Here is a 22,037-nt window from a genome sequence, read left to right on the forward strand (position 1 = left end):
GTGCCGTAGACATGTCTATGGCACGATGGACACCCGCGCGCGGGTGTCCATCCGCAGCGAAGGATGTCTGACGCCCGGTCGAGGCGGTGCGAACCGCCCGGGAGTACGTCAGAGTTCGGCGTCGAAGCGGTAGGGCACGGTGGTCGGGCCGTCGTGCTCGCCGGTGTTCTCGGCGTCGCCCGCTCGGCGGTAGATGAGCTGTCCCTGCTCCCACGGCAGCACGAGCTCGTCGTCGATGGCGTCGAGCGTCGCCGCGTCGAGCGGGATGATCTGCGTGTCGAGCGGGCCGCCGATCAGACGGCCCAGGATGGTGTCGGACATGACTCCTCCGTTTCGAGCGTCAGCCTACGCCGGGCGGGGCGCCGTGTTCAGGAGGCGACGGCGACCGCGGGCGGCACGGTGGTCGAGATGCGGATGCCGGCGAGCTCGGCGAGCTCGGGCAGGTCGATGGCGCCGTGGCGGTCGGCCGCGTGGATCATGATCGCCGCGCACGCCTCCGCATCGGCGACGGCGTCGTGGTGGGGGAAGTCCTCGAAGCCGGCGGCGAGGGCGACCGACGGCAGACGGTACGAGTCGAGGTGGTAGGTCTTGCGGGCGAGCTGCAGGCTGCACATGTAGGAGTACGCCGGGGTGGGGAGGCCCGTCGCGGCGCACGCCGACTTGATGACGCCCATGTCGAATCCGGCGTTGTGGGCGACCAGGATGTCGCCCCCCGCGAACTCCACGAGGTCGGGCAGCTGCTCGACCCAGCCGGGGGCGCCCAGCACGTCGTCGGCTCGGATGCCGTGGATGCGCGTGTTCCATTCGACGAAGTGGTCGTGACCCGGCGGCGGCTGGATGAGCCATCCGATGCGGTCGACGATCTGCCCGTCGCGCACCTTCACGAGGCCGACGGAGCAGGCGCTGGCGCTGGACCCGTTCGCGGTTTCGAAGTCGATCGCGGTGAAGTCCAGTGGCACGTTCCGACTCTCGCACGGGGCACCGACAGCGGGGTCGGGGCGCGCCGGTGCGCGCGCATACGAGCCGGGGGCGGTGGGGATGCGACGGGCCCGTCACCTGACGAGGTCTGGTGACGGGCCCGATGGTGGTTCCGCGAGCGCCCGCTCAGAAGAGACGGGCGACGATGCGCGCATGCTCGCGCTCCAGCTCGATGCGCGCCGCTTCGCGGTCGCGGTGCAGCAGGCTGCGCTCGAACGAGGTGGCGACGCGCTCGTGGCGGGCGAGTTCGCGCCCGGGGCGGCGGCCCCATCGGATGAGCGCCATGCCGAGGTGCAGCGCGGCGCGATCGACGAATCCGAGCCGACGCGCGACGAGCGCATGGGTGTCCGGGGTCTCGACCTCGTGAGGCGGTTGGGTGTGACGCACGGTCGGCGTCAGCGTGGTGTTCATGATCGGTGTCCTCGATGTGGTGGGTGTCGAGTCGGCCTGGTGGGCCGCTCGGAGGAGTGCCGCTCCTGGCGGCAAGGTACCGACCACCACCGACATGCGGCGGGGTCGTAGACGGGACGAGATCGTCGGATGCGGACATCCGCCGATCGGGCTTCGAGAGCGTCGCCACCGTCACGGACGGTGGCGCAGAAACGCCTAGCCTTCCCGGACGATGAGGACGCCGACGAAGCCGGCGATGCGGGCGAACTGACGCCCACGGCGGGTGAACGGTGCGTTCATCATGGCCGGCTCCTTTCGGTATCTGGTTGCGCCGCCTGTCGGCGCGGCTTGTCACGTTAGCGTCACCGAGGGAGCGGACGCAAGCATCCCGGGCGTGTCGCGGTCCACCGGGGGCGGATCGGCCCGATCGGACGCCGGTAGGCTTGACCCCCGTGGCTCTCACCATCGGCATCGTCGGACTCCCCAACGTGGGCAAGTCGACCCTCTTCAACGCCCTCACCAAGAACACGGTGCTCGCGGCGAACTACCCGTTCGCGACGATCGAACCGAACGTCGGCGTGGTGAACCTGCCCGACGAGCGGCTCGGCATCCTGGCGCAGATCTTCGGCAGCGAGCGCATCCTGCCCGCCACGGTGAGTTTCGTCGACATCGCCGGCATCGTGAAGGGCGCCTCGGAGGGCGAGGGGCTCGGCAACCAGTTCCTCGCGAACATCCGCGAGGCGGATGCGATCGCCCAGGTCGTGCGCGGCTTCGACGACGCGGATGTGGTGCACGTCGCCGGCGCCGTGAACCCGAAGGACGACCTCGAGGTCATCACGACCGAGCTCGCGCTCGCCGACCTGCAGACCCTCGAGAAGGCGATCACGCGTCTCGAGAAGGAGGTCAAGGGCAAGAAGGCGGATCCCGCGGTGCTGGATGCGGCGCTCGCTGCCAAGAAGGCGCTCGACGAGGGCACGCCGCTGTCGCGCGCCGCCGGCATCGAGCTGGGCCTGCTCAAGGAGCTGGGCCTGATGACCGCCAAGCCGATCATCTACGTCTTCAACGTCGACGAGGCGGTGCTCACCGACGACACCCGCAAGGCGGAGCTCGCGGCGCTGGTCGCCCCCGCGAAGGCGGTGTTCCTCGACGCGAAGGTCGAGTCGGAGCTCATCGACCTCGACCCCGAGGACGCCGCGGAGCTGCTCGCCTCCACCGGCCAGGACGAGTCGGGTCTCGACCAGCTCGCCCGCATCGGCTTCGACACCCTGGGCCTGCAGACCTACCTCACCGCCGGCCCCAAGGAGTCGCGCGCCTGGACCATCCGCAAGGGCTGGAAGGCGCCGCAGGCGGCGGGCGTCATCCACACCGACTTCGAGCGCGGATTCATCAAGGCCGAGGTCGTCTCGTTCGAAGACCTGGTGGCCGCGGGCTCGCTCGCCGAGGCGCGCTCGCGCGGCAAGGCCCGCATCGAAGGCAAGGACTACGTCATGCAGGACGGCGACGTGGTCGAGTTCCGCTTCAACGTGTGACGCCGCCGCGGTCCCGCCGAGCGCCCTAGGCTCGTGGTCGTGATGTCACCGCTGCCGGGCCCCTCCGTGGCGCCGAAGAAGCGAGGCATGCCCTGGTGGGCATGGACGTTGATCGCGCTCGGGGTGGCAGCAGTTCTCGGTGTCGTCGCGCTGACGGTGTTCGGGTTCGTCGCATACGTCACCCACAGCGTGGCGGAGACGAGCCCGGACCAGCCGTTCCTCGAGGGACCCGCTCAGCAGCCGGACGCGGATGCGCCCCTCGCGTGTCCAGACCGCTGTTTCGATATCGGGTCCGCAGCTCTTCTGGAGGTGTCCGCCGGGGACGTCGCCCTGCTGTCGATCGAGGACGAGCTCTACGGGGTGGGCGACCTCGAGTCCGCGACGGTGGCCCAGGTCGCTTCGGACGGAGGCGACCAATGGCTCTCGATCGGCGGCGACGCGGAGTGCTCGTTCGTCCCGACCAATGCCCCCTACTTCCCGGTCGGTTCCGACAGCACGTCCGACGACCCGATCAGCTGGGTCCAGGTCTGGCAGACCGGCGACGAGGTGATGGACATCGCCGGTCGGGAGTTCGCCACGACCGACGACGCCAGCGCGTTCATGCACGACCTCCACACGCGCGTGGCAGCCTGCCCGTGGCAGGACTTGGACGTGCCCTCGGCGGGCGGACTCGACACCTCGCTCATCCAGATCACGGCCCAGGCTGCGGTCGACGTACCGACCGACGTGGCGGCGGTGGGCTGGGTCCGCGAGGGCACCCCGGGGCCCCGATGGAGGTCCTATGTGTGGGACCTGCAGCGCGGCAACCTCGTCGTGCAGGTGCGCGTGTTCACCGACGGTCGTGTCCTCGAGAAGGACGTGGCGACGTTCGTGGAACGGGTCGCCGTACGTCTGGGCCAGCTGCAACCCCCGGCTTGACTACACGCGTACATCGGTGTCGGGTGGGGAGATGGACCTCGCAGACGAACTGATGCAGATCGAGCGTCGCCTCGCTGACGGTCGCGGGGATGTGTACAGCGAGGTGCTCGCGGAGGACGCGGTCGTGATCGTCCCGGGTGCCGTGCTCGACAAGGCGGAGTGCGTCGCGGCGATGGACGCGTCAACCGGCTGGGACAGCGTCGCGCTCGAGGCGCCGCGCCTCATCGAGAACGGGGACGTCGCGTCCCTCGTCTACCGCTTTCGCGGGGTGCGTGGGCAGCAGCGATATACCGCCACCCTCTCGTCCACCTATCGCCTGCGGTCGCGGGAGCTCGTCCTGCACCAGCAGACTCCCGACAGCTGACCCGTCAGCGATGCATCACAGCGGTGGCTGCCAACCGGCCGCGACGAGCCGCTTCCACCTGCGGCGGCGGTGCGCGCCCCCGAGGAACTGGATCGTCGCGCCGGCCATGATCAGCACGATCGTCCATCGGGCGACGACGTCCCCCGGAGTGACCAGGTCGCCGTCCTCGTCGATGGTTCCCACGGAGGCTGTGAGGTGGTCGCCGTCCTCGTCGATGGTTCCCACGGAGGCTGTGAGGTCGATGGCGGTCGCGAAGAACACGAGCCCCAGGAGCGCGGTGATGACGCCCACCACCACAGCCCAGGCGCCGTATCCGCGCCAGCGGAGGGGCCGGGTGGGGAGCTTCGGGATCGAGACGGCAGAAGGCGGCTGCGGGATCTCGTCCGGCGCGCGGGGCGGAAGCGGGATAACCGCCCCCTGCGGGGCCGCAGCATCGAGGGCGGCGATCGTCTCTGCGGTCATGCCCAGGTGCAGCGACGGTTCGACGGATACCCGGAATCCGTCGGCGCCGAGAAGTGTGCGCGCTCCGTCGGGCCAGGTGAGGTACCCGACGCAGGAGTCGAAGAGCACGGTGGCGGCGCCGTGCGGCGTCGTCTGCGAGACCCCGTCGTTTCCGATCACGACAACCGTCGTCGGATCCCCGATCCGGGGGTATCGCGCCCCCTGGACGGCTCCCCTCGACCATCGCGGGGAGGGGCTGAACCCTGCCCACTCGAGATCGCCCTCGGGTATCTGGGCGAGGGCGTCGGCCTTCATCTCCCGTCCGATGGCGGCGAGGTCGGCCGGTGTGATGTGCTCGTACTCTCGGCGCACCTCCGCGGGATGCACCACGCGTGCGCCCATGAGCAGGTCCATCGCGGTCGAGGGCAGCATGGCGGCGCCGAGGTGCGGCACGTCGAGCACGTCGAGGGAGGCGGTTCGCGCGGTGGAGAGGTCCTCGGCGTGAATCGTTCCCGCTTCCAGGGCGGCCAGGACGTCGACGAGACCTCCGATCACCGCGGCTTGCTGCTCGGGGAGGGCATCCGCGTACACGGTGATACGGGCTCGCTCGGCGTCGACTGGCTCGTAGCGGCAGTCGGCCGTGTAGGAGTAGCCGCCCTCCTGACGGAGCGCGCGGAACAGCGACTTGGCGAGCACCCTCGAGTAGAGCGCCGCCGCGGCGGAACGGCGGACGATCGCGTCGAGAAGCACGGAGCCCTGTGAGCCGGGGAAGTACGCGGGCATCGCTTGCGGGATCGCCGCCGCACGGGGGACCGCATGTCGCGCGCCCGAGGGGAGGTCCAGTCGGAGTCCGGGGGGGATGCGGTCGCCGGCGATCCAGAGCACCACGTTGTCGCGGGTGAAGTAGGTCCGCGCCCACTCGAGGATCTGCTCGGTGTCGATCGCCGCCAATCCGAGCTCGCCGGTCGCGACGACGCCGGGGCCGACGGCGCCGTGGCGCTCGATGCGCTGGGCGTACGCGCTGCCGAAGCCTCGCCCGTTCGCCTCGGTCCTCAGGATGTCCTTCTCGACCGCCGCGCGATGCACGGGGAGGTCGCGCAGGGACGCGCACACCGAGTCGAGGAACGCCACGACCTGCGATTCCGTTCCGCGCACGAAGAAATGGGTGAAGTTGTCGTGCGTCTCGCCGTTCTGGTGGCCGGCGGAGAGGTTCTGGGTGAACAGCGCGAGGTGTTCGACCAGGTGCGTGATGCCGCCGGTCGCGACCGTCTCGTCTGCGGTGCCGACGCGGAAGACGAGTCCCGCGGTCATCGGACCGTCTTGAGGGGCCAACAAGGTGGGGATCCCATCCACGTCGGTCGCCTGGATGAGGTCCCGGATCCCCTCGAGCACGTGTGCCGTCTCCTGATCCCGTGTCATCGCCGCGCGGCCGTCTCCTGAGAGAGGATCTCGGCGCGGATCCGTCCCAGTTCCGATGGCTCGTCGATGGCGTACCTCCAGGGGAATTCGCTGGCGCGACCGTCGAGGGCGCGGACGTGGACGGCGGCATCGGCGTGCGCTCCGGCCAGCCAGAAGGCCATGAGGAATGCGGAGTGCGCGACGACCCCGAGCGGGGTGGGGCGGTACGCGACATGGAGGACCGAACGCGCGGCGCTTGCGCGCAGCTCGGCGAGCACCTCCGGGCGTGACAGGTATGCCGTGCCCGCCGCGCGCCCGCCTGTCTCGAGCCAGCGCTCGAGGTGGTAGACGGCGACGATCGCAGGGGCCGTCGATCCCTCGGGCGCGGCAGCGGCGCACCCCCGGGCGAATGCGGCGGCGTCGTCGTCGGTGCCGAACCACTTCGGGAGCAGGTACTGCAACTGCGCCCCCTGCGCCGTGAGGTCGTGAGGGGAGAGGTCGGCGTGCCGACGGGCGCGCCGACGCATCTCGGAGGCGCCGAGCTGGAGTCCCCGAGCGTTGGTGATCCTCGCCGCCCAGGCCGGCGCGAAGTTCGGATGTGCGCCGCAGACCGCGATCAACATGATTTCCGATTCGCGGAGCAACGACAGGAACGCCGCGAACCGCTCGGGCTCGACGTCAGCCGACTGCCGCCGCGTCCGGGCCTCCCATGCCTGAACCGTCCGCCGCATGGCGAGCAGGGTCGCGATGTGTGCGGACTCGGCATGGGCGGCGTGCTCGATCTCGAGGACGGCTTCGATCCCGGCCACTTCCGCGAGGAGGGTCATCGCGTAGGTCGCCTCGTCGGCGGGCAGTGAATCGAGGCCCACCTCGAGGCCGCGCCAGTCGCCGGCATCGACGGCCGCCCGGAGCGACGCGTAGTCGGGGATGTCGGCGAAGGTGTCGTAGGAGGGCTCGCGAGGGTGTTCGATCTCTGGCACCCGGCTCACGCGACATCCTTCATCGACTGGGCGCCGCGATCGGACTGCCTCGGCGGACCTCGGAGGAATCCTCCGAGGTCGCCAATGTACCAAGTCCCCTGCCGCCTCACGCGCCCCGCAAGCGGGGGATGCGAGCCCGCACGGCGCAGGCCGTCGACGGGTCGACGGGGCCGGGTTCGCGTGTGAGAATCCCCCCGTGCCCGGCTTCGATCGCGACTTCCTCGGCAGCCCGACGCCGTATCCCGAGCTCACGGATGCGGCGGCGGCCGACGCCGTGCCCGTCGACGGCGCCGACTGGATCGACTACGCGCACTTCTCGCTCGTCATGAGCCGCAGCCGGCGGATGGCGCGCGTCGTCGCGTGGAACATCGACGGCGAGGCGCTGCTGCCGGAGGATGCGATCGGCCGCAGCGGTATCCGATTCCGCCCCGACCCACGCGTGCCCACCGGACTGCAGCTCACCGACGAGCTCTACGCCCGCAACGACATCGATCGCGGGCACGTCGCCCGCCGCGCCGACCTGCTGTGGGAGCCGGATGCCGCCCGGGCCAACTCGGACTCGTTCTTCTTCACGAACATCACCCCGCAGCACCGCGATTTCAACCAGGCGAGCCGCGGCGGCCTCTGGGGGCGGCTCGAAGACGACCTGCTCGCCGAGGCCCGCCTCAGCCGGCAACGCGTGTGCCTGTTCGGTGGGCCGGTGCTCACCGCCGCCGATCCGCTGTACCGCGGGGTGGCGATCCCGACGGCGTTCTGGAAGCTGTTCGTCTACGAGTTCGACGGTGCGCCGCGGGCGCAGGCGTTCCTGCTGCGGCAGTCGCTCGACGACCTCGGCCCCGAGTTGTTCCCGTTCGAGCGCTGGAAGACCTACCGCCTGCCGATCGCCGAGCTGCGCGAGATCGCCGGACTCGACTTCGGCGCGTACCTGACGTGGGAGCGCCCGCTCGAGCAGCTGGCACCCGAGGCTCCCCGGTTGCCGCTGGAGCACGCGATCTGGTAGCCGCATCCGCGAGACTGGCCGCATGCCCCTCTTCGACCACCTCGGCATCACGGTCAGCGACCTCGACCGCGCCATCGCGCAGTGGGATCCGGTGCTGACCGCCCTCGGCCTCGAGCGGGAGGAGGGCGACGCCAACGGCGCTGCCTGGTACCGGGAGGGCGAGACCGAGCTGATCCTGATGCCCGCCCGCGAGCCCGAGTCGGGGCCGCACCGGCACGGCACGGTCGGATGGCAGCACCTCGCCTTCGCGATCGACACCCGTGCCGAGGTCGACCGGCTGCATGACCTCGCCGTCTCAGCGGGGTGGACCGAGGTGCGCGAGCCGAAGCCCTACCCGCGCTTCACCGCGCGCTACTACGCCGCCTTCCTCGAAGACGCCGACGGCATCCGGATCGAGTTCATGTTCAACGGCGTCGAGTAGTCGTATTTCCGGCCCATCCGGGTGGTTTTGGGCTGGAAGTACGACTACTCGCGAGACGGGGCGACCTCGGCGTCGAGCCGCGGCTCGCTGCGCCACTCCGGGCGGAAGCCGGCCTTGTCGGCGTAGAAGGCGCGGATGCGGTCCATGTCGGCCGCGACGTCGCCCGTGAGCTCGATGCTCGGTCCGAGTCCCGTGGTCATCGTGGTGCGGTCGACGTAGCCGAGGGTGACCGGCATGCCGGCCTCGCGGGCGATGCGGTAGAAGCCCGACTTCCACGGCCCGCGGTTGGTGCGGGTGCCGTCGGGGGTGACGACGAGGCCGAACACCTCGCCCGAGCGGATCCGCTCCACGACCTCGCCGACGACGCGGGCGGGATCCGAGCGGTCCACCGGGATGCCGCCGAGCGCCCGCATGATCGGCCCGCGCCACCCGGCGAACAGGCTCGCCTTGCCGAGCCAGCGGATGTCGACGCGCAACCGCCACGCGATCGCGAGCATGAGCACGAAGTCCCAGTTGGAGGTGTGCGGCGCCCCGACGAGCACGGTGGGCCGGGTCGGCGCGGGCTCGGTGACGAGCTTCCAGCGGGAGACGGCCCAGAACAGCCGGGCGATGAGGCGGCGCATCCAGGAACGATACGCGACCCCGGATCACGAACCGGGAATGCGCGTCGGCGGCCCTCCCCGTGTGGCCGGCTCGGGAGTAGCGTGAGCGTCGTTCGCGACCGTGAGAAGGAAGCATGGACGAGGCAGAGCTGCCGATCCGCGTCTCCACGGGCTCGCTGCCCGGCTGGGAGGCCGTCGAGCGCTTGGTGCTCGACGCCCACCGGGACGCGCTCGCGGTGTCCGACGGCGTCGTCGCCGACTACATCCCGCGCCTGGCGCAGGTCGATCCCGAGCTGTTCGGGGTGAGCGTCGCCGAGGTCGACGGTGCGGTGCACACCGCGGGCGATGCGCATGTCGCGTTCTCGATCCAGTCCATCTCGAAGGCGTTCGTCTACGCGCTGGTCTGCGAGGAGCTCGGCCACACCGCGGTGCGCGAGCGCGTGGGGGTCAACAACACCGGGCTCGCCTTCAACTCGGTCGTGGCGATCGAGCTGAACGGCGGCCACCCCATGAACCCGATGGTCAACGCGGGGGCGATCGCGACCACGGCCCTCGTGCCCGCCGCATCCCCCGAGGAGCGCTGGGGGCGCATCCAGGACGGCCTCTCGGCGTTCGCGGGGCGCCGACTCGAACTCGACGGCGAGGTCTACACCTCGGAGGCCGACACCAACCAGCGCAATCGCGCGATCGGCACCCTGCTCGAGGCGTATGGCCGCATCGACACCGACCCGCTCGCGGCCGTCGACGTCTACACGCGCCAGTGCTCGCTGCTCGTCACGGCCGCCGACCTCGCCGTCATGGGGGCGACGCTCGCCGACGGCGGGGTCAATCCCGTGACGGGCGACCGCGTCGTGTCGGCATCGGTCGCGCGCGACACGCTCGCGGTGCTCGCCTCCACGGGTCTCTACGAGCGCTCGGGCGAGTGGCTGTTCGAGATCGGGTTGCCCGGCAAGTCGGGCGTCGCAGGCGGGATCGTGACCGTGTCGCCCGGTAAGGGCGGCATCGGGGTCTTCTCGCCGCGCCTCGACTCGGCCGGCAACTCCGTGCGCGGCCAGCGCGCCACCCGTTACCTCTCCCGCGCCCTCGGACTCGACGTGTTCGCGTCCGAGGCGCACGCGCACGGCCCCTACCCCTACACGAGAGAGAGTTGATCGGCATGACCACCACCGGCACCGCAGTCGAGATCCGGCGCTCCTGGGCCCCCATGGTGGGCCTCTTCCTCGCCCAGATGCTCATGTCGTTCAACGTCGCCGCGCTGCCGGTGTCGATCGGGGGCATGGTCGACGAGTTCGGGGTGCCGCCGACCACCGCCAGCACCGCGATCGTCGTCTACGGCCTCGCCGTCGCGGCGCTCGTGATGACCGGCGCCAAGCTCGGTCAGCGGATCGGATGGGTGCTGATCTTCCGGGTCGTGATCGTCACCTTCGCGGGCAGCTCGCTCATGATGCTGCTGGGGCCGAGCATCGAGTGGATCATCGCCGCCCAGGTGGTGGCGGGCGCTTCGGCGGCCATCATCGTGCCGTCGCTCGTGGCGCTCATCGCCGAGAACTACCGCGGCGCGCAGCAGGCCACCGCGGTCGGCTCGCTCGGATCCGCGCGCGCCATCTCGGGCGTCACCGCGTTCTTCATCGGCGGCGCGCTCGGCACGCTCATCGGATGGCGTCCGGTCTTCGCGATCGTGCTCGCGATCGCGGTCGCGGTGTTCGTGCTGAGCTTCGGCCTGCGCGGCGACAGGGGCGACCCCGGCATCCGCATCGACCTGGTGGCCGCGGTGCTGATCGGTCTGGCGATCGTCTCGCTGACCCTCGGGTTCAACAACCTGCGCGGCTGGGGGGTGCTCTCGGCGACCGAGGACGCGCCGTTCGACATTGCCGGGATCTCGCCCGCCCCGCTGCTGATCGTGCTGGGCATCGTGCTCGGCCAGCTGTTCTTCCTGTGGACGAGGCGTCGCACCAAGGCCGGCAAGGTGCCGCTCGTGAGCCTCTCGGTGCTGGGGCGCGGCAGCGAGCGCGCCGCGGTGTACGCGATGTTCATCGTCGTGGCGCTCGAGGCGGCCCTCAACTTCACGGTGCCGCTCTACATCCAGATCGTGCAGGGGCGCACCCCGTTCGATACCTCGCTCGCGATGATGCCGTTCAACCTCACCGTCTTCGTCACGGCGACCCTCATCGTGCGCTTCTACGGGCGCTTCGACCCGCGCACGATCGGCGTCTTCGGTTTCGTCATGACGACGGCGGCGCTCGTCTGGCTGTCGTTCGTCGTCACCAACAACTGGGAGACCCTGCCCACGATCCTCGGGCTGTTCGTGTTCGGCGTGGGCCAGGGCGCGCTCGTGACCCTGGTGTTCAACGTGCTCGTGACCGCCGCACCGAAGGAGCTGGCGGGCGACGTGGGGTCGATCCGCGGCACCACCCAGAACCTCGCCTCCGCCGTCGGCACGGCCGTCGCCGGGGCGATGCTCGTCGGCATCCTGTCGTGGGGCATCGGGCAGGCGATCATGGCGAACACCTACCTGCCCGACGAGCTCGTCGACGAGGTGAGCCTCGAGAACGCGAACTTCGTCAGCAACGACCAGCTGCGCGAGCTGCTCGCGGGCACGGAGGCGACCGACTCCCAGGCGGAGGAGTTCGTGCGCATCAACGAGGAGGCCCGCCTCTCCGCCCTGCGCACCGGGCTGCTCATCCTCGCCGGCATCTCGGCGCTCGCCATCGTGCCCGCGGCGCGCCTGCCGCGCTATCGGCCCGGCGAGATCCCCGACCCGTCGCCCGCGGGCGGCGAGAAGGCCTGAGTCACACCCCGTCGACGAGCGCGTCGCGCAGCGCGGGCGACAGGTCCGGCGGCACGTCCACCGGCACCGCGAGGGCGTGCAGCGCGCGCGAGTAGAAGTTGCGGGCCGCGGCGGCCAGTGCGATGTCGACGATCTCGTCGTCCGAGAATCCGAGCTCGCGCAGCCGCAGCGAATCGGCATCCGTCATCGACGCCGAGTCGTGGGAGAGCTTCTGCGCGAAGTCCATCATCGCCACCTCGGCCTCGCTGAGCCCGGCGTCGTGGAAGTCGCGGGCGATCCGCTCCAGCTGGTTCTCGTCGAACACCTTGAGCGACTTGCGGCCGTGGGCGAGGCGGCAGGCCCGCGAGCCGATCGCCTGCGCGGCGGCGAGCGTGACGAGCTCGTAGCGGCGCAGATCCATGGTGCGGATGGATGCGCGGATCAGGTTCTCGAACGCCCGCACGGCCGCCGGGTTCGTCGCCATGACGCGCGTGTGCGAGGGGACGTACCCGATCGCCTGCAGGTCCTCCGCGTACAGTTCGGCGGCGTCGCCGGCGACCTCGTCGGGCTCGGGCGTGCGGATGATGGTCATGCTGTCCTCCCGCGCACGAGCCTGGCACCGACGTCGGTGATGCGGAAGCCCTGCGCGGCCCTACGATGTGCCCATGGGAACACTCTTCTACGCCGACCAGCCGATCGAGATGGATGATCGCACGTTGGCGCACCTCAAGGTCGCGGTGGTGACGAAGCTCCGCCGCGGGGAGAGCTTCACCCTCTCGTGGACGCACGCCGAGGACGCCCCCGTGGGCCGCACGACGATCTGGATGCACGAGTCCATCCCGCTGCGGTTCGAGTTCGCGGAGCCGCAGCCCCCGGAGCTGCACCGGGAGTGGATCGAGGAGATCCTCCGCTCGGCGAACACGACGGGCGGCATCCAGCTGACGGCGGAGCACATCGAGACGGGACCCCTCCCCGAACTCGGTGCAGAGGTGAGCGCTTAGCACGTTCCGCCGCAAAGCGGAACGGGTTCGCGGCATCCTGTGCCGTGGGTGACCATGGAGATCGAGTCGAGATCCATGGGGCATGAACATGAGAGCACTGCACTACGCCGGATGTGAACTGGTGACGACCGAGCGCGTCGCGGAGGCGCTGCTCGACTACATCGTCACGCTGCCCCTCAATCAGCCGCCCGAACGCGTCACCATCCCGGCGCTGCGAGGCGGCGAGCCCGTGGTGGCCGAGCTCGTGCTCACGGCGGCGACGCCGCTCGCCACGACGAGCCTCGACATGCGCGAGCAGCCGCTCGACGGCGAGGACTACGCGGTCGAGGTGCTGCGCTTCAAGGCGCACCGGCTCGACAGCGTCGGATTCGACCTGCGCTGAGCGGGGTCAGCGCGCCGGGTGGTCCTTGCGCTTGACGGAGTTGTCGCGCGACTTCACGGGCTGCTCGGTGACCGGGTCCTCGCCGAGCACCAGCCCGCGCGTCGAGCCGGCCTGCACGGCGAGCTCCTCGAGCCACTCCTTGTCGATGAGCGGCATGCGGCTGCCCGAGTAGCGGAAGTAGAGCGGGATCGCGGTGTCGAGCCAGATCGAGCTTCGCCCGTCGCCGACGCCCGGGGTGTCGCGCCAGCTGAGCATGAACGACTCGCGTCGGCGCAGCTTGGCGTTGATCACGAGCTCGAGATGCGCGAGGACGCGGTCGTCGAAGGAGACCTCGACGCCCGACATCCCGTAGATGAGAGACCCCACGACGACCTTCCTGCCGGCCGCTCGCTCGGCGGCGCCTGCGCTGATGTTACGGCACCTCGACGGTCTCGGGCTGCGCGCCGTCGAAGGCGTCGAGCAGCGTGCCGAGCATGCCGTATTCGCCGCTCGCCCGGCAGCCGTCGTCGGCATGCGCGGCGAGCGTCGACGCGGCGACCTTCTCGGGATCGCGCCCGCACACGGCCTGCGCCTCCGCCTCGAAACGCAGGCGGCTGCGGCTGAACGGCGAGAGGCTCCAGCCGAGCGGCGCCGACACCGCGGGGCCGGTCGAGGGGGAGGCCACGACCACGCCCCCGGGCAGGGAATCGCGCACCGCGGCGACGGCGGAGGCGCATCCGGCGTCCGACGGCGGGCACACCTCGCGGTAGGCGTCGGATGCGCGCCGCAGCCAGGCGGCGGGGGAGACCTGGGCGCCCTTCGCGCCCAGCATGGCGGCGAACGGCACGAGCGCCTCGGGGCGGGTGCCGTCGGGCGCTACGAGCACGTCGGTCCCGGGCTCGTTGGTGGCGAAGAGCACCACCGGCACGACGTACGGCCCCGCCCCGGATGCCGCGGCGGCGTTCGTGTCGCGGATGAGCGCCGTGAGCGCGGGGGCGATGTCGACCCAGGTTCCGAGCGCGCTGTTGTCGATGATGCCGCCGTCCACGAGCTGCAGGTCGGCCACCCGGCGGCAGCCGTCGGGCAGCGTCGCCGGCGAGATGCGGCCCGCCGGGCTCACGAACGGGAACCGCGCCGAGAGCTCGGCGGCGCTCGCCCAGCTGAGGTCGGCCCGGCACGCCCCCAGGTAGTCGACCAGGTCGATGGTGTCGGCGAGCTCCGCCCGCCGCGCCGTGCAGTCGGGGGAGGCGGCGGTCTGCGCGCCGGCGCCGCCGCTCGTCTGCGTCCACCCGCCGGAGGTGAGGTCGAGCTGGCTGACGAGCACCTTGCAGAGCGAGGTCGAGTCCGTCGAGCCGAGCACGAGGTAGCCGGTCGGGGCGACGGGTGACGCGTCGAAGGGCTCCGCGAACTGCGGGGCCTGCGCCTCCCAGGTGGTCTCCTGCAGGGCGGTGCGGTCGCGCCAGACCCACTCGTCGGTGTGCGGCGCCCCGCTCGAGGGCACCCGGATGCCGGTCGCGGCGCCCACCAGGTCGCCCGCGAGCAGTCCCGCGAGGTCGGCCGACAGCGCATCGTCGCCGCCGATGTCGATGGTCGACTGCGCGGCGCCTCCTCGGGTGCTGCCGGTCTCGCGGAAGGCGGCCAGACCGATGCTGCCCCCCGAGGCGCCGGTCGAGGCGAACACCGCATCCGAGGCGCAGTCGCTCGCCCGCGGCAGCTCGCGCAGCACGTCGACCGTCCAGGTGGCGGCGCGGATGCCGCCGCCCTCTGCGGCGACCAGCACGAGCGGCTTCACCGCGACGCCGCCGAGCTCGGTGACGCAGCTCCCGCCCGCGTACCAGTCCGCGTAGGCCTCGGCGAGGGGGAGCCGCTCGGGGAGTGCGTCGCCGACCGGGAATCGCACGGCGTGCAGCCCGGGGGCGTTCTGCACCGCCGAGGCGACCACGGGCAGCACGACGAGCAGCGTCACGACGGGGGCGGAGCGCAGTCGCAACGCGCGGAACACCTCGAGCGGCCGGAACCTCCCGAGGGTCAGGGTGAGCCATCCGAGGATGCCCGTCCACGCACCGGCGAGCAGCACGATCACGGCGGGGGCGCCGAGCACCGCCGAGATCGCCATCGGGGCGAGCAGGAACGCGGCCACGACGCAGCCCGAGACGCCGAGCACCACGAGTCCCAGCCGGGTCAGCAGCGTCTGCTGCTGCTCGGTGACGGCACCCGCGTGCACCGCGGCGCGGAGGGTGGGGCGGATGCCGCCGCCGCTCGCGACGCCGCGGGGGTCGCGGGCGCACCAGCGCCGGAACCCGACGACGCCGGCCACCGCGAGCGCGAGGTACCCGAGCGCGAGAGCCACCGTGCCGGGCAGGGCGGTCGCGAACCGGGAGTCGGCGAATGCGCCGGTCGCCTCGAGCGCGACGGGGGTCACGAGCGACTTGAGCGGCCCGAGACCCGCGAGCGCGATCCAGGCGGCGAGCAGCACGTCGCCCGCCCGCCGGGCGGCGTCCGCATCCCCGCTCGTGTCGGGGGAGCGCAGCGCATCGGGCAGCAGGACCGCGCGTCGGCGCAGCGCGAGGGAGATGAGGGGGATGACGAGCAGCACGAGCAGGAACGCCGCGAGCGGCACCCAGTCGGCCCACGATCCGTTCTGCGGGATGCCGAGAGCCACGCCGATGACGGCGACGACCGCGGCGACGACGAACCAGGGGACGAGCGGCGACTGCGCGCGCGCGTCGTCCTCCGAGCCCGCGTACCGGCGGACGCGGCCGCGCGCCAGCCAGAGCAGACCCGTCCCCGTGAGCGCGAAGGCGGCCAGCGCCGCGAGCAGCGGCCCGACGTCGAGGCCGCCGTAGCCGACCCACGAGCGGTACACGTCGGCGAGCTGCTCGAGCACCCCGTCGGCCGTGACGAGCGACACCACGCCGATCGCGCCGACGACGATCGCCACCAGACGCTGCGCATAGAGCCCCCGCCATCCGCGGGCGGCCGCGGCACGCACCCGGTCCCCGATCTCGGGTCCGAGCACGGCGAAGATCGCGAAGGCGACCACCGCCGCCCACTTGAGGTAGCTCGCCCCCACCTGGGCGACGACGAGCCAGGTCGGCGGGGGCGCCGCGAAGCTCAGGGCCAGCACGAGCGCGTCCTCGAGCAGGTCGGCCACCGCCATCGCCCGCACGAGCCGCAGTCCCCGGCGGCGCCCCGCTGAGTCGGCGGGCGCGAGCCGACGCACGAACCGGGAGAGCAGCGCCGCGTAGCAGCCGATGAACACCAGATCGGCCAGGGTGTGCGCCCGCACGAGCTGCCCGGCCAGCTCCCCGGACGCCGCCCAGTCCCCCCACGCCTCGGTCTGCAGCGCGGCCCCGGGTCCGATCACCGAGCTGAGCGAATGAATGCGACCGGAGGGCGACAGCACGTCGGCGATCAGCCGGTCGAGTTCGTTCATGACCACGAGCGCGGCCGTCGCGACCACGACGAGTGCTCCGGACGAGCCGAGGCTCGCGCGGAACCGTCGGCGCCAGGCGGCGGAGGGGGGTACGGCAGCGGACACGGGGGCTCCAGCCGGGGAGGATTGCTCACAGGCTAGCGGCGACCCCGCCCGCTGTCACCGTGCCGCCGGCCCGCTACCCTCGGCCTATGAGCGACGCCGCCCCGCCCGCCGCCGCGCGGACACCCGAGGGCGTCGCCGTCGACCCTGCGCGCACGGCTCGGCAGAGCCCGTGGGGGCGTCTGGTGGTCGCCCTGCTCGCGCTCGCCGGGCTGGTCGCGAACGTCGTGGGCGGCGTGGGCTTCCCGAACAGCGCCCCGGCCGAGTGGCTCGTCAACGCGGGGGTCACGATCGATCTGGTGGCGACCCTCATCGCCTGCGGCATCGGCTTCGCCGTCTCGGTGCGCGCGCGTCCCGCCGCGCTCGCGCGCGTCTTCCCCTGGCTCGGCCTCGGCCTCTCGCTCGTCGCCGTCGTCGCGTGGGCGCTGACCGCCGGCGGCCTCGTCGAAACCCTGTTCCAGGGCGGCCGCGGGCGCTACCTCGAGGACGTCGCGGGTGTCTTCGCCCTCGGCCCGGCGTGGTCGTTGGGGGCGGTCTTCAGCGCCTACGGGCTGCGCGGACGCGCCCCGTGGTACCTCAGCGCCGCATGCTGGGCGGGCATCGCGCTCTGGGGCGCGGTGCTGGCCGGAGCGGTCGCATCGGCGCTGCTCTACGCCGCGGGCCTGACGGACTGAGCGGCCGCGGCATCCGCTAGGCTGACCGCACAACCGAACAACGGGCCGCACGCGATGCGGGAGAGCCGGCGGCCGAGCCGCGGGCACCGAAGGAGCAAGCCTCCCCGCCAATCTCTCAGGTACGTGTACCGCATCGACAGGCCGCTCTGGAAAGTGCTCCGCGCGGAGCGCGGAGCAGATCGAGTAGCCGCCGCAAGCGGCGTGTCGAGATCCCCGCTGCGCACCTCTCGAAGCCGCCCAAGGTGAAAGCGACCCCCCGTCGCGAATCTCTCAGGCACCGGTGACAGAGGGGGAGTTCCACCGACCGAGATCGGAGAACTCGCCATGACCGACACCCCCGACGGCACCGCCCGTCGCTCGCCGCTCGACGCCGTCCACGTCGCCGCCGGCGCGGCCTTCACCGACTTCGCCGGCTGGATGATGCCGGTGCGCTACAGCTCCGACCTCGCCGAGCACCGCGCAGTGCGCGAGGCTGCGGGCCTGTTCGACCTCAGCCACATGGCCGAGATCCTGGTGCTCGGGCCCGAGGCCCCCGCCGCCCTCGACCACGCGCTCGCCGGCCGGCTGTCGGCCATCGAGGACGGGCAGGCCAAGTACAGCCTGCTGCTCGCCGAGGACGGCGGTGTCATCGACGATCTCGTGGTCTACCGCACCGGACCGGATCGGTTCCTGGTGGTCGCGAACGCCGGCAACCGGCACGCGGCGGTCGACGCGTTGCGCGAGCGCGCCGCCGGTTTCGACTGCGTCGTCGACGACGAGTCCGACGACGTCGCCCTCGTCGCCCTGCAGGGGCCACGCGCCGAGGAGATCCTCCGGAACGTCGAGGGCTTCGACATCCCCGCGCTCGACGGGCTGCGCTACTACCGCGCGATCACGGGCGACTTCCGGGGGCACGAGGTGCTCGTCGGGCGCACCGGCTACACCGGCGAGGACGGCTTCGAGTTCTTCCTCGACCCGGATGCGGCGTCCGAGCTCTGGGACGCGATCGCCGAGACCGGTGCGGGCGCCGGGCTCATCCCCTGCGGTCTCGCGGCCCGCGACACCCTGCGCCTCGAGGCCGGCATGCCCCTCTACGGGCACGAGCTCACCCGCGCGACCCTGCCCCAGCAGGTGGGCCTCGGGCGGGTGCCGGTGGCGGGCAAGCCCGGCGGATACGTCGGCGAGGTCGCGGTCGAGGCCGGCCCCGCCGAGGGCGCGCCCGTGCTCGTCGGCCTCGCCGCCGAGGGACGTCGGGCGGGGCGCGCCGACTACCCGGTCTTCGCGACCGCTGAGGCCGCGGACCCCGCGGGCACCATCACGAGCGGCGCCCTGTCGCCCACCCTCGGTCATCCGATCGCGATGGCCCTCATCGACCCCGAGCTCGCCTCGGTCGGCACCACCGTCTTCATCGACGTGCGCGGGACCCGCATCCCCGCGACCGTCGTCACCCTGCCGTTCTACTCGAGAAAGAAGAGCTGAGATGTCGCTCCCCGAAGGACTCAAGTACACCGCCGAGCACGAGTGGATCGCCGTCGACGGCGACGTCGCCCGCATCGGCATCACCGACTACGCCGCCGACAAGCTCGGCGACGTGGTGTTCGTCGACCTGCCGAAGGTCGGCTCCGCGGCCGCGGCCGGCCGTGTCGTCGGCGAGATCGAGTCGACGAAGTCGGTCGGCGAGCTCTACGCTCCCGTCGACGGCGAGGTCGTCGAGGTGAACGACGCGGTGGTCGACGACCCCTCGCTCGTGAACTCCGACCCCTACGGCGCCGGCTGGATGATCGCCGTGCGCTTCACCGAGCTGCCCGCCCTGCTCTCCGCGGACGAGTACGCCGCGCTCACCGCCGAATGACCGCCCTGTTCGCCGACCGCCACATCGGAACGGACACCGCCGCCCAGAAGCAGATGCTCGCCGCGCTCGGCTATCCGAGCGTCGACGCGCTCGTCGACGCCGCCATCCCGGCCGGCATCCGGCTGCCCGCCGACGCCGCGACCACCCTGCCGCCCGCCGCATCCGAGGTCGAGGCGCTCGCCGAACTGCGCGCGCTGGCCGAACGCAATCGTGTGGCCCGCCCCATGATCGGGCTCGGATACCACGGCACCGTCACGCCCGCGGTGATCCAGCGCAACGTGCTCGAGAACCCCAGCTGGTACACCGCCTACACGCCCTACCAGCCGGAGATCTCGCAGGGGCGCCTCGAGGCCCTCATCAACTTCCAGACCATGGTGACCGACCTCACCGGTCTCGCGACCGCCAACGCCTCGATGCTCGACGAGGGCACGGCCGTCGTCGAGGGCATGCTGCTCGCGCGCCGCGCCTCCGGCTCGTCGTCGAACGTGTTCCTCGTCGACGCGGATGCGCTGCCGCGCACCAAGGAGCTGCTGCGGCATCGCGCCGAAGCGGTCGGCATCGTGCTGCACGAGACCTCCTACGACATGTCGCCGCCTCCCGCAGATCTCGACGTATTCGGAGCCTTCATCCAGTACCCCGGCGCGTCCGGGCGGCTGTGGAACCCGGCCGAGGTCGTCGCCGCGGTCAAGGCGCAGGGCGGCATCACGGTGCTCGCCGCCGACCTGCTCTCGCTCGCGCTCGTCACGAGCCCCGGTGAGCTCGGCGCCGACGTGGCCGTCGGCACCACCCAGCGCTTCGGTGTGCCGCTCGGCTTCGGCGGACCGCACGCCGGCTACATGGCCGTGCGTGCGGGCCTCGAGCGTCAGCTGCCCGGTCGGCTGGTGGGCGTCTCGCAGGATGCGGACGGCTATCCCGCCTACCGGCTCTCGCTGCAGACGCGCGAGCAGCACATCCGCCGCGAGAAGGCGACCAGCAACATCTGCACCGCGCAGGTGCTGCTCGCCGTGATGGCCTCGATGTACGCCGTCTACCACGGTCCGCGCGGTATCAAGGCGATCGCGCACCACGCGAACCGGATGGCGAACCTGATCGCCGACGCGCTGCGCGAGGGCGGCGTCACCCCGCTGCACGAGCTGTTCTTCGACACCGTCACCGTGCGGGTGCCCGGCCGCGCCGCCCAGGTGGTGGCTTCGGCCGACGCCGAGGGGGTGCTGCTGTGGCAGGTCGACGCCGACACCGTGCAGTTCTCCACCGATGAGACGACCACCGCCGCCGACGCCCTCGTGGTGCTGCGGGCGGTGCTCGGCGACGCGGCGCCCGCCGGGCTCGGGTTCAAGCCGATCTCGCGGTCGATCGACCCCGACCACATGCGGCAGACCGAGTACCTCACGCATCCGGTGTTCACCACGCATCATTCCGAGACCGGCATGATGCGGTACCTCAAGTACCTCGCCGACAAGGACTACGCCCTCGATCGGGGCATGATCCCGCTCGGCTCGTGCACCATGAAGCTCAACGCGGCCACCGAGATGGCGGCCGTCACCTGGCCCGAGTTCGCGAACCTGCATCCCCTCGCGCCCGAGGCCGACACCGCCGGCTACCTCCAGCTCATCGAGCAGCTCTCCGGATGGCTCGCCGACGTCACCGGCTACGACGAGGTCTCCCTGCAGCCGAACGCCGGCAGCCAGGGCGAGCTCGCGGGCCTGCTCGCGATCCGGGGATACCACCTGGCCAACGGCGAGAACCGCACCGTGTGCCTCATCCCGTCGAGCGCGCACGGCACCAACGCCGCGAGCGCGGTGCTCGCGGGCATGAAGGTCGTCGTCGTGGCGTGCGACGAGCTCGGCAACGTCGACCTCGACGACCTGCGCACCAAGGTCGCGGAGCACGCCGACGACCTCGCCGCCCTCATGGTGACCTATCCCTCGACGCACGGCGTCTACGAGCACGAGATCCGTGCCGTCACGGATGCCGTGCACGCGGCGGGCGGTCAGGTCTACGTCGACGGTGCGAACCTCAACGCCCTGCTCGGCTACGCGCGCTTCGGCGACTTCGGGGGCGACGTGTCGCACCTGAACCTGCACAAGACCTTCTGCATCCCGCACGGCGGCGGCGGGCCCGGCGTCGGCCCGGTCGCGGCGAAGGCGCACCTCGCGCCGTTCCTGCCGGGCGCCGGCGGCGACGTCCACGCGAACCCGATCTCGAGCGCCCCCCACGGCAGCCCGAGCATCCTGCCGATCTCGTGGGCGTACGTGCGCATGATGGGGGCCGAGGGTCTGCGCCGAGCCACCGGCGCGGCCGTGCTCGCGGCGAACTACATCGCGGTCAGGCTGCGCGAGCACTATCCCGTGCTCTACGCGGGCGACAACGGCCTCGTCGCGCACGAGTGCATCCTCGACCTGCGACCCCTGCGCGAGGCGACCGGGGTGACCGTCGACGACGTCGCGAAGCGCCTCATCGACTACGGCTTCCACGCACCGACCATGTCGTTCCCCGTCGCGGGGACCCTCATGGTCGAGCCGACCGAGTCCGAGGACCTCGCCGAACTCGACCGCTTCGTCGAGGCGATGATCGCCATCCGGGCCGAGGCGGATGCGGTGGGCGCGGGGGAGTGGCCGGCGGGCGACAACCCGCTCGCGAACGCCCCGCACACCGCGGAGTCGGTGATCGCCGGCGAGTGGACCCACCCCTATAGCCGCGAGCAGGCCGTCTACCCCGTGCACACGCTCGTGCACGGTGGCAAGTACTGGCCCCCCGTCCGCCGCATCGACCAGGCCTACGGCGACCGCAACCTGGTCTGCGCCTGTCCGCCTGTAGAGGCGTTCGCGTAGGAACTCGACGCTC

General features: G+C 71.7%; 22 protein-coding genes and 1 riboswitch. Of the genes, 13 read left to right on the top strand and 9 right to left on the bottom strand.

The genetic code is table 11. The features are described from left to right. Positions 1–108: 108 nt before the first annotated feature. The 3 genes from NUH29_RS05260 to NUH29_RS05270 form a co-directional block, all read right to left on the bottom strand. Positions 109–321, bottom strand: a complete 213-nt coding sequence (locus tag NUH29_RS05260; protein WP_258797975.1) for a response regulator — start codon at positions 319–321, stop codon at positions 109–111. Between the two features lie 47 nt (positions 322–368). After that, positions 369–959: a 3'-5' exonuclease gene (locus NUH29_RS05265; RefSeq protein WP_258797976.1), complete on the bottom strand. Its 591-nt coding sequence runs from the start codon at positions 957–959 to the stop codon at positions 369–371. A gap of 145 nt (positions 960–1,104) precedes the next feature. Then, complete coding sequence (locus NUH29_RS05270; RefSeq protein WP_258797977.1) at positions 1,105–1,389, bottom strand: hypothetical protein; 285 nt, start codon at positions 1,387–1,389, stop codon at positions 1,105–1,107. Positions 1,390–1,820: 431 nt separating this feature from the next. Here NUH29_RS05270 and ychF point away from each other — a divergent pair, with 431 nt between their 5' ends. The 3 genes from ychF to NUH29_RS05285 all read left to right on the top strand — a co-directional run bounded on the left by ychF (position 1,821) and on the right by NUH29_RS05285 (position 4,179). Further along, entirely contained in the window at positions 1,821–2,897 is a 1,077-nt protein-coding gene (ychF, locus tag NUH29_RS05275) for a redox-regulated ATPase YchF (protein ID WP_258797978.1), read from the top strand. Between the two features lie 66 nt (positions 2,898–2,963). Beyond that, positions 2,964–3,815, top strand: coding sequence for a hypothetical protein (locus NUH29_RS05280; protein WP_258797979.1), 852 nt, complete (start codon positions 2,964–2,966; stop codon positions 3,813–3,815). Between the two features lie 31 nt (positions 3,816–3,846). Then, positions 3,847–4,179 carry a nuclear transport factor 2 family protein gene (locus NUH29_RS05285; RefSeq protein WP_258797980.1) on the top strand — a complete coding sequence of 111 codons (333 nt, stop codon included), beginning with the start codon at positions 3,847–3,849 and terminating at the stop codon, positions 4,177–4,179. Positions 4,180–4,194: 15 nt separating this feature from the next. Here the strand turns inward: NUH29_RS05285 and NUH29_RS05290 are convergent, their stop codons facing one another. Then, a complete protein-coding gene (locus tag NUH29_RS05290; RefSeq protein WP_258797981.1) occupies positions 4,195–5,931 on the bottom strand; it encodes a peptidase M16 family protein in 1,737 nt (578 codons plus the stop codon). A 104-nt stretch (positions 5,932–6,035) separates the two neighbouring features. Continuing rightward, positions 6,036–7,007, bottom strand: a complete 972-nt coding sequence (locus NUH29_RS05295) for a hypothetical protein (RefSeq protein WP_258797983.1) — start codon at positions 7,005–7,007, stop codon at positions 6,036–6,038. A 187-nt stretch (positions 7,008–7,194) separates the two neighbouring features. Here NUH29_RS05295 and NUH29_RS05300 point away from each other — a divergent pair, with 187 nt between their 5' ends. Beyond that, positions 7,195–7,998 carry a DNA/RNA non-specific endonuclease gene (locus NUH29_RS05300; RefSeq protein WP_258797984.1) on the top strand — a complete coding sequence of 268 codons (804 nt, stop codon included), beginning with the start codon at positions 7,195–7,197 and terminating at the stop codon, positions 7,996–7,998. A gap of 22 nt (positions 7,999–8,020) precedes the next feature. Further along, positions 8,021–8,419, top strand: a complete 399-nt coding sequence (locus NUH29_RS05305; RefSeq protein WP_258797985.1) for a VOC family protein — start codon at positions 8,021–8,023, stop codon at positions 8,417–8,419. Positions 8,420–8,463: 44 nt separating this feature from the next. Here the strand turns inward: NUH29_RS05305 and NUH29_RS05310 are convergent, their stop codons facing one another. Then, positions 8,464–9,042 carry a 1-acyl-sn-glycerol-3-phosphate acyltransferase gene (locus NUH29_RS05310; protein WP_258797986.1) on the bottom strand — a complete coding sequence of 193 codons (579 nt, stop codon included), beginning with the start codon at positions 9,040–9,042 and terminating at the stop codon, positions 8,464–8,466. 113 nt (positions 9,043–9,155) lie between these two features. Here NUH29_RS05310 and glsA point away from each other — a divergent pair, with 113 nt between their 5' ends. Together glsA and NUH29_RS05320 are read left to right on the top strand one after the other, a co-directional pair. Next, entirely contained in the window at positions 9,156–10,172 is a 1,017-nt protein-coding gene (gene glsA, locus NUH29_RS05315) for a glutaminase A (RefSeq protein ID WP_258797987.1), read from the top strand. A gap of 5 nt (positions 10,173–10,177) precedes the next feature. Further along, positions 10,178–11,809, top strand: coding sequence for an MFS transporter (locus tag NUH29_RS05320; RefSeq protein ID WP_258797988.1), 1,632 nt, complete (start codon positions 10,178–10,180; stop codon positions 11,807–11,809). Position 11,810: 1 nt separating this feature from the next. Here NUH29_RS05320 and NUH29_RS05325 read toward each other — a convergent pair whose 3' ends face one another. Further along, a complete protein-coding gene (locus tag NUH29_RS05325) occupies positions 11,811–12,380 on the bottom strand; it encodes a carboxymuconolactone decarboxylase family protein (RefSeq protein ID WP_258797989.1) in 570 nt (189 codons plus the stop codon). 73 nt (positions 12,381–12,453) lie between these two features. Between NUH29_RS05325 and NUH29_RS05330 the strand changes: the two genes are divergently transcribed. Both NUH29_RS05330 and NUH29_RS05335 read left to right on the top strand, forming a co-directional pair. After that, a complete protein-coding gene (locus NUH29_RS05330; protein ID WP_258797990.1) occupies positions 12,454–12,789 on the top strand; it encodes a DUF7882 family protein in 336 nt (111 codons plus the stop codon). Between the two features lie 82 nt (positions 12,790–12,871). Further along, positions 12,872–13,171, top strand: a complete 300-nt coding sequence (locus NUH29_RS05335) for a hypothetical protein (protein WP_258797991.1) — start codon at positions 12,872–12,874, stop codon at positions 13,169–13,171. Between the two features lie 6 nt (positions 13,172–13,177). Here the strand turns inward: NUH29_RS05335 and NUH29_RS05340 are convergent, their stop codons facing one another. Both NUH29_RS05340 and NUH29_RS05345 read right to left on the bottom strand, forming a co-directional pair. Continuing rightward, positions 13,178–13,537 (bottom strand): DUF7882 family protein, encoded by a 360-nt coding sequence (locus NUH29_RS05340; protein ID WP_258797992.1) that lies wholly within the window; start codon positions 13,535–13,537, stop codon positions 13,178–13,180. 46 nt (positions 13,538–13,583) lie between these two features. Then, positions 13,584–16,691 carry a hypothetical protein gene (locus NUH29_RS05345; RefSeq protein ID WP_258797993.1) on the bottom strand — a complete coding sequence of 1,036 codons (3,108 nt, stop codon included), beginning with the start codon at positions 16,689–16,691 and terminating at the stop codon, positions 13,584–13,586. 86 nt (positions 16,692–16,777) lie between these two features. Here NUH29_RS05345 and NUH29_RS05350 point away from each other — a divergent pair, with 86 nt between their 5' ends. The 4 genes from NUH29_RS05350 (at position 16,778) to gcvP (ending at position 22,024) form a co-directional block, all read left to right on the top strand. After that, positions 16,778–17,362, top strand: a complete 585-nt coding sequence (locus NUH29_RS05350) for a hypothetical protein (RefSeq protein WP_258797994.1) — start codon at positions 16,778–16,780, stop codon at positions 17,360–17,362. Between the two features lie 47 nt (positions 17,363–17,409). Further along, a riboswitch (glycine riboswitch) is annotated at positions 17,410–17,503 on the top strand. Positions 17,504–17,686: 183 nt separating this feature from the next. Continuing rightward, positions 17,687–18,820, top strand: coding sequence for a glycine cleavage system aminomethyltransferase GcvT (gene gcvT, locus NUH29_RS05355; protein WP_258797995.1), 1,134 nt, complete (start codon positions 17,687–17,689; stop codon positions 18,818–18,820). A 1-nt stretch (position 18,821) separates the two neighbouring features. After that, entirely contained in the window at positions 18,822–19,193 is a 372-nt protein-coding gene (gene gcvH, locus NUH29_RS05360; protein ID WP_258797997.1) for a glycine cleavage system protein GcvH, read from the top strand. Beyond that, positions 19,190–22,024, top strand: coding sequence for an aminomethyl-transferring glycine dehydrogenase (gene gcvP, locus NUH29_RS05365; protein ID WP_258797998.1), 2,835 nt, complete (start codon positions 19,190–19,192; stop codon positions 22,022–22,024). Before gcvH ends, gcvP begins: the two co-directional genes overlap by 4 nt. Positions 22,025–22,037: the final 13 nt, after the last annotated feature.

Origin of the sequence: Protaetiibacter mangrovi, assembly GCF_024752305.1 — a bacterium.
Taxonomy (GTDB): domain Bacteria; phylum Actinomycetota; class Actinomycetes; order Actinomycetales; family Microbacteriaceae; genus Homoserinibacter; species Homoserinibacter mangrovi.

Excerpts from the sequence above, each read along its gene's own strand:
- NUH29_RS05260 (WP_258797975.1), bottom strand. The coding sequence starts at position 321 with ATGTCCGACACCATCCTGGGCCGTCTGATCGGCGGCCCGCTCGACACG.
- NUH29_RS05270 (WP_258797977.1), bottom strand. The coding sequence starts at position 1,389 with ATGAACACCACGCTGACGCCGACCGTGCGTCACACCCAACCGCCTCAC.
- NUH29_RS05285 (WP_258797980.1), top strand. The coding sequence starts at position 3,847 with ATGGACCTCGCAGACGAACTGATGCAGATCGAGCGTCGCCTCGCTGAC.
- NUH29_RS05290 (WP_258797981.1), bottom strand. The coding sequence starts at position 5,931 with ATGACCGCGGGACTCGTCTTCCGCGTCGGCACCGCAGACGAGACGGTC.
- NUH29_RS05305 (WP_258797985.1), top strand. The coding sequence starts at position 8,021 with ATGCCCCTCTTCGACCACCTCGGCATCACGGTCAGCGACCTCGACCGC.
- NUH29_RS05310 (WP_258797986.1), bottom strand. The coding sequence starts at position 9,042 with ATGCGCCGCCTCATCGCCCGGCTGTTCTGGGCCGTCTCCCGCTGGAAG.
- glsA (WP_258797987.1), top strand. The coding sequence starts at position 9,156 with ATGGACGAGGCAGAGCTGCCGATCCGCGTCTCCACGGGCTCGCTGCCC.
- NUH29_RS05320 (WP_258797988.1), top strand. The coding sequence starts at position 10,178 with ATGACCACCACCGGCACCGCAGTCGAGATCCGGCGCTCCTGGGCCCCC.
- NUH29_RS05325 (WP_258797989.1), bottom strand. The coding sequence starts at position 12,380 with ATGACCATCATCCGCACGCCCGAGCCCGACGAGGTCGCCGGCGACGCC.
- NUH29_RS05330 (WP_258797990.1), top strand. The coding sequence starts at position 12,454 with ATGGGAACACTCTTCTACGCCGACCAGCCGATCGAGATGGATGATCGC.
- NUH29_RS05335 (WP_258797991.1), top strand. The coding sequence starts at position 12,872 with ATGAACATGAGAGCACTGCACTACGCCGGATGTGAACTGGTGACGACC.
- NUH29_RS05350 (WP_258797994.1), top strand. The coding sequence starts at position 16,778 with ATGAGCGACGCCGCCCCGCCCGCCGCCGCGCGGACACCCGAGGGCGTC.
- gcvT (WP_258797995.1), top strand. The coding sequence starts at position 17,687 with ATGACCGACACCCCCGACGGCACCGCCCGTCGCTCGCCGCTCGACGCC.
- gcvH (WP_258797997.1), top strand. The coding sequence starts at position 18,822 with ATGTCGCTCCCCGAAGGACTCAAGTACACCGCCGAGCACGAGTGGATC.
- gcvP (WP_258797998.1), top strand. The coding sequence starts at position 19,190 with ATGACCGCCCTGTTCGCCGACCGCCACATCGGAACGGACACCGCCGCC.